The sequence below is a fragment of the Mesorhizobium sp. M5C.F.Ca.IN.020.32.2.1 genome (assembly GCF_004023105.1).
GTDB classification, from domain to species: Bacteria; Pseudomonadota; Alphaproteobacteria; order Rhizobiales; family Rhizobiaceae; genus Mesorhizobium; species Mesorhizobium wenxiniae.
The window spans coordinates 1-1912 of sequence record NZ_RZSX01001059.1 but is presented as its reverse complement, the minus strand read 5'-3'; the positions used below and the strand labels follow the sequence as shown (position 1 = coordinate 1912).

Genomic DNA, 1912 nt, shown 5'->3' with positions numbered 1-1912 from the left:
CGCCCACACAGTGGAGTTCGCCGCGTGCCAGCGCCGGCTTCAACAGGTTCGACGCATCCATGGCGCCATCCGCCTTGCCGGCGCCGACCAGCGTGTGCATCTCATCGATGAACAGGATAATGCCGCCAGCGGCAGCGGTAACTTCCGAAAGGACCGCCTTCAGCCGCTCTTCGAATTCGCCGCGATATTTGGCACCTGCGATCAGCGATCCCATGTCGAGCGCCATCAACTGCTTGTCCTTGAGCGATTCCGGCACGTCGCCGTTGACGATGCGCAACGCCAGCCCTTCGGCGATCGCTGTCTTGCCGACGCCGGGTTCACCGATGAGCACTGGATTGTTCTTGGTGCGGCGCGACAGCACCTGGATGGTGCGGCGGATCTCGTCGTCGCGGCCGATGACCGGGTCGAGCTTGCCGGCGCGGGCGTCGGCGGTCAGGTCACGCGCGTACTTCTTCAGCGCATCATAGCCCTGCTCGGCGCTCGCCGAATCGGCGGTGCGACCCTTGCGGACGTCGTTGATCACCTGGTTCAGCGCCTGTGGCGTCACGCCGGCCTTGGTCAGGATGTCGGCAGTCTTGGCGGATTTCTCGACCGCCAGCGCCGTCAGCAGCCTCTCGACCGTAACGAAACTGTCGCCGGCCTTCTTGGCCAGTTCCTCGGCGGTCGAGAACACCTTGGCCAGCGGCTGCGCCAGATAGAGCTGGCCGTTGCCGCCTTCCACCTTGGGCATCGCCTCAAGTGCCGTCTCGACGCCAAGCTTGACGTCGCGGACGCTGCCGCCGGCGCGCTCGATCAACGACGCGGCCAAGCCCTCGTCGTCGTCGACGAGCACTTTCAACATATGTTCGGGAGTGAATTGCTGGTGGTTGCGCGAGAGCGCCAAGGTCTGCGCGGACTGGATGAAGCCGCGCACGCGCTCGGAATATTTTTCAAGGTTCATCTCTGTCTCCTTCCGTCACCGGCCCGCTTTGCGGCACCGGATCAGATTGTGGTGACGGACCCGCCCGTTCGAGCCGGGTCCTGTTCACGCGAGATATGGGGCGCAAGCCACGGACCCTCAAGACGTCCCAATAATGGTGAATGCATAATATTGCCCGGGTGCGCAAAACAAAAACGGCGGAGATTCCTCTCCGCCGTCCAAGAAAGTCTGAAGGCCTTGCTCGATCAGTTGTTGACGTCGATGATGGCAGGCTCGCCACCGGCGTCTTCCGCCGGCGCTGCATTCACGTTATCGGCGCCAGCATTGTCGTTACCGCCATCCACCTGATCAGCGTTGACGCGCGGACGGCGCGGACGCCTGGGGCGGCGGGCAGCGCCGCTTTCGGCGGCTGCTTCGTTCATCTCGGCCTGGGCAGCCAAAGCCGCCGGCGAAAAGCTTTCGAACTGCGGCGCGGGTTCGGCCACAGAAACCGGCTCGACCGGAGACACAGTTTCCGCCTGTATGGGCGTCTCGTTCTGTACCGGTGTCTCGTTGCGCCGGCTCTGATCGCCACGCCGGTTCTGATCGTCACGTTGTCCGCCGTGCTCGCCGCGCGCACCAAATTCGCCGCGCTGGCCGCCGTTCTGGCCGTAGCCGCCATTGGGGCGACGGTCGCGATGGCGGCCGCCATTGTCGCGCCCACTATTGTCGCGCCCACCGGTATCGCGCCCACCGGTATCGCGATTGTCGCGGCCGTTTTCCTGGTTGAAGGCCAACTCGGCTGGCGTGCCGTCGATGACCGGCTGCGGGCCGCCACCGTGGTTGACCACCGGAGCCGCAGTCTCACCGACATTGCTGTTGCCGGCATTGTCGAACTCGTCGCGATCTTCGTCGCCGTCATCGTCGAAATCGTCGCGGTTCTGCTGAGCGCTCTGGATCGGCAACTGCGCCTGCGCGGCAGCGATGATGCGATTGTAGTGCTCGGCATGCTGG

2 protein-coding genes are annotated in these 1912 nt (G+C 64.4%); both read right to left on the bottom strand.

The window, feature by feature from the left end:
* A partial coding sequence (locus tag EOA86_RS32805) for an ATP-dependent Clp protease ATP-binding subunit (RefSeq protein WP_128345370.1) occupies positions 1-940 on the bottom strand: 940 nt, incomplete at its 3' end.
* Positions 941-1164: 224 nt separating this feature from the next.
* Positions 1165-1912, bottom strand: a 748-nt coding sequence (locus EOA86_RS32800; RefSeq protein WP_128345368.1) for a DUF4167 domain-containing protein, incomplete at its 5' end; no start/stop codon positions are given.